This is a genomic window from Nonomuraea mesophila, from assembly GCF_004352805.1.
In the GTDB taxonomy this organism is placed as follows: Bacteria; Actinomycetota; Actinomycetes; order Streptosporangiales; family Streptosporangiaceae; genus Nonomuraea; species Nonomuraea longispora.
In genome coordinates, this window is the sequence record NZ_SMLD01000328.1 from 1 (window position 1) to 3,770 (window position 3,770).

General features: G+C 70.7%; 3 protein-coding genes, 1 tRNA gene and 1 other RNA gene. 2 read left to right on the top strand and 3 right to left on the bottom strand.

The genetic code is table 11. The features are described from left to right. Together E1295_RS47470 and ffs are read right to left on the bottom strand one after the other, a co-directional pair. The coding region (locus E1295_RS47470) for a DNA polymerase III subunit gamma and tau (protein WP_246081251.1) at positions 1 to 2,119 on the bottom strand (2,119 nt) is incomplete at its 3' end. Between the two features lie 31 nt (positions 2,120 to 2,150). Next, an RNA gene (gene ffs / locus E1295_RS47475) (signal recognition particle sRNA small type) lies at positions 2,151 to 2,246 on the bottom strand. 97 nt (positions 2,247 to 2,343) lie between these two features. Between ffs and E1295_RS47480 the strand changes: the two genes are divergently transcribed. Continuing rightward, a tRNA-Ser gene (locus E1295_RS47480) sits at positions 2,344 to 2,431 on the top strand. A gap of 134 nt (positions 2,432 to 2,565) precedes the next feature. Here E1295_RS47480 and E1295_RS47485 read toward each other — a convergent pair. After that, a complete protein-coding gene (locus tag E1295_RS47485; protein ID WP_132641885.1) occupies positions 2,566 to 3,507 on the bottom strand; it encodes a tetratricopeptide repeat protein in 942 nt (313 codons plus the stop codon). A gap of 30 nt (positions 3,508 to 3,537) precedes the next feature. Between E1295_RS47485 and E1295_RS47490 the strand changes: the two genes are divergently transcribed. Continuing rightward, the coding region (locus tag E1295_RS47490) for a hypothetical protein (protein WP_166427789.1) at positions 3,538 to 3,770 on the top strand (233 nt) is incomplete at its 3' end.

The following is a 3,770-nucleotide window of genomic DNA, read 5'->3' on the forward strand; positions in this document are numbered from 1 at the left end:
GCCAAGGATCCCGGCCAACCTCCGGCCACGACTCGTCGGTCGTCGGGGGCCCTGGAGGTGCGGCCGGAGGTTGGCCGGGATCCTTGGCCGCGGATTCCTGATCGTCGTGGGAGGCGCCGTTGGACGACGAGCCGTGGGAGGCGCCGTGTGACGCCGTACGGCCCTGGGAGCCCGGCGTGCCGTGGGACGCGGCAGGCGCTCCCTGCGCGGCGGCCGGCCCCTGGCCGCCGCCATGAGAGGGCTGCTGCGGACGGGCGGGACCGCGCGAGGCGGGCGGAGCGGGAGACCCGCCGACGACCGCCTCGACCCGCCACGTGCCGCCGAGCACGTCGCCGAGCGCGGCGGCCACGACGGCGTCCTTGCCGCCGCCCGTGAAGTTCTTCATTGCGCCGACCTGGGTGAAGCCGAGCGTCACGAGGTTGCCCTCCACGCCGACCACCTGGGCGTTGGTGCTCACGTTGGCCCAGACGACGATGCTGCGCTGCTTCAGAGCCGCCAGTACGTTGGCCCACTGCGCCTGGATCGCCCCCGGTCCTCCGGCTGCGGGAGCGCCCTGGGAAGCGTCCGCCACCCCGGCCGGCGGCTGGGCGACGCCGCCGCCCGCCGCGGCAGGGGCCTCGCTCTCGGCCTGCTGCTCTCCACCCGTACCAGGACGAACAGGCGTGGGCCAGTCATCACCGGCGTCGGACGGCTGGGCCGTCGCCGTACCATCCTGACCGACCGGCGAAGCGGCGACCCGCCCCTGACCCGGCCCTCCGGCGGCACCGGAATCCCTTGCCGCCGTACCAGGACCGGAGGAAAGGCCGGAACCCGCCGCCGTACCGGGACCGGAGGACACACCGGAACCCGCCGCCGTACCGGAACCAGCGGACAGGCCGGAACCAGCAGGCGCCCCGGATCCCGCCGGCACACCGGGACCCGCGGGGGCCCCTGACGCGGCTCGGACGGCCATCTGGGCGACCGCGCCGCCGCGTTCGAGGCGTTCGAGGCGGGCGAGCAGCGCCTCCTCGCCCTGCGCCGCGCCGGGCAGCAGCACCCGCGCGCACATCAGCTCCAGCAGCAGGCGCGGCGAGGTGGCGCCGCGCATCTCGGTGAGACCGGCGTTGAAGACCTCGGCGGCGCGCGTGAGCTCGGCCGGCCCCATCGAGGCGGCCTGATGCACCAGACGCTCGAGTTCGTCGGCCGGCCGGTCGAGCAACCCGCTCGACGCCGCCTCGGGAACGTTGGCCAAGATCACCAGGTCGCGGAAGCGTTCGAGCAGGTCGGAGGCGAAGCGGCGCGGATCGTGGCCGCCCTCGATGACCCGGTTGACCGTGTGGAAGACCTGCCCGCCGTCACGGGCCGCGAACGCGTTGACGACCTCGTCGAGCAGGTCGCCGTCGGTGTAGCCGAGCAGGGACACGGCCTTGGCGTAGGTGATGCCCTCGTCGTCGGCCCCGGCGAGAAGCTGGTCGAGGATCGACAGGGAGTCACGCGCGGACCCGGCGCCCGCTCGGACCACCAGCGGCAGCGCGGGCGGCTCGAAGGGCACGTTCTCCGAGGTGAGGATCTCCTCCAGCAGCGCGCGCAACGTCGCGGGCGGCATCAGCCGGAACGGGTAGTGGTGCGTGCGCGACTTGATCGTGCCGATGACCTTTTCCGGCTCGGTCGTCGCGAAGATGAACTTCAGGTGCGGCGGCGGTTCCTCGACGAGCTTGAGCAGCGCGTTGAACCCCTCGCGGGTCACCATGTGCGCCTCGTCGATGATGTAGATCTTGTAGCGCGCGGAGACGGGGGCGAAGAACGCCCGCTCACGCAGGTCGCGCGCGTCGTCGACACCGCCGTGCGAGGCGGCGTCGATCTCGATGACGTCGAGGTGACCGGGGCCGGTGGGGGCGAGCGCGACACACGACTCGCAGGCGCCGCAGGGGTCGGGCGTCGGGCCCTGTTCGCAGTTGAGAGAGCGCGCCAGGATGCGGGCGCTGGAGGTCTTGCCGCACCCACGAGGGCCGCTGAACAGGTAGGCGTGGTTGATCCGGCCCGTACGCAGGGCCTGCCGCAGCGGATCTGTGACGTGTTCCTGACCCTTGACCTCGGCGAAGGTCCCGGGTCGGTACTTGCGGTAAAGCGCAAGGCTCATGCGACCATCCCGCCTGCGAGGGGGCTCTCAACGAAGAGACCCCCCGCACACCCGCCAGAGCCCGCTTATCCTTGCTGCCTTCCGGCCCTGGGGAGGTTCACAGGATGACGCCGCGCGAGGGGTCCGTTGACAGTCTAGCCTCATGCCGCAGTGCTCGCTCCATCCCCGGCGACCCGGAAAAAACATGGTCTCCGTACGTCTCGGAGTCAGGTAAGCTCGTCGGCGGAGGATTCGCCTAGTGGCCGAGGGCGCACGCTTGGAAAGCGTGTAAAGGGCAACCTTTCGGGGGTTCAAATCCCCCATCCTCCGCCAGCTCGGAAGGGGTGCACCGTGATCGCGGTGCACCCCTTCCGGCTTTCCGGTCTCGGTTGGTCTGTTCGTGGCCGGGCAAATCGTTCAGTCATCCTCCGGGGCGATGGGGTTTCGTGGCCGACGAGGTGCGCGGGTCAGAGCAGGTTCTTGATCGGCTGGGGTGTTTCGGGCACGGCCTGGGCGAGGAGCTCGGTCGCCTCACGGGGCGTGAGCAGGCGGGCGGCGCACAGGAGGCTCACGGAGTGCCCCCACTGTTCCCGTGCTTCGCCGTGGCGTCCGAGGCGGTGCAGCATAGTGCCGAGCCACCAGCGTGATCTGGTCTCCTTCAGGCGGTAGCTCGACTCGTGGAACAGCCGCGCCGCCGTCGTGTAGCTTTCCACCGCCTCGGCCAGCCGGCCGGCATGGCGGTAGACGTCGCCCAGCGAGTCGAGTGCCGACCCCTCGCCGGCGAACGGGTCCGTCTTCGGCCACAGCTCCACCAACTCGCGTGCTTCCGCGATCGCCTCGTCGAAGCGCCCCTGCCGGAAGTAGACATGCACCCGGTTGTTGCGGAGCACGTTCGGGGCCCCGGGGCGTTCGGCGTCGTCGTTGAGCGCCAGAGCGGACTCCAAGGAGGCGAGGGCGTCGTCGAGACGTCCCACGATCGTGTGGATGACACCGAGGTTGCTGAGGGCTCCCACCTTCCTACGAGGCAGTCCGGCGCGGTCCCAGTCGGTGAGAGCCGTCTTCAGTTGCGAGATGGCGTCGCCGTAGCGGCCCTGATCACGGTGAACCCAGCCGAGGAAGCTGCGGAGCTGGGCCTTGTCCTCCCATGCCGCGACGCGATCCGCCGCGTCGATGGCGTGCGCGTAGACGTCGGCCAGTTGCGTGTGCCAGCCCTGGTAGCTGAAGGGCCAGTGGAGTCCGATGGCCAGGCCGACGGCGGTCACCGGGTCGGGGCCGGCCAATGTCTGCTGCGTGACGGCGATCAGGTTGTCCCGCTCGCCCTGGATCCATCGTTCCGCCTCGGCCAGTTCCTTGAAGGGGGAGTCGGGCAGTTCGACGGGGCATCGCAGTACGGGATCGCTGTTCAACATGGTGCACACCGTCCAGATGGTGCACAGGTAGTGGTGCAGCACTCGCTGTACGGCGGTGGCGCGCTCCTCCTCGGACAGGTCCTGGTGCGCCCGTTCGCGGGCATAAAGGCCGACCAGGTCATGGAACTGGTAGCGGTCAGGCCCGGCGGGTTCGACAAGGCGGGCGTCCTGAAGGCGTTCCAGGGCGGCTTCCGCGCGGCGGTGCGGCCAGCCGGTCAGGGCGGCGGCTGCGGCGGGGGTGTGGGCTGTCTCTTATACACAAC

Excerpts from the sequence above, each read along its gene's own strand:
- E1295_RS47485 (WP_132641885.1), bottom strand. The coding sequence starts at position 3,507 with ATGTTGAACAGCGATCCCGTACTGCGATGCCCCGTCGAACTGCCCGAC.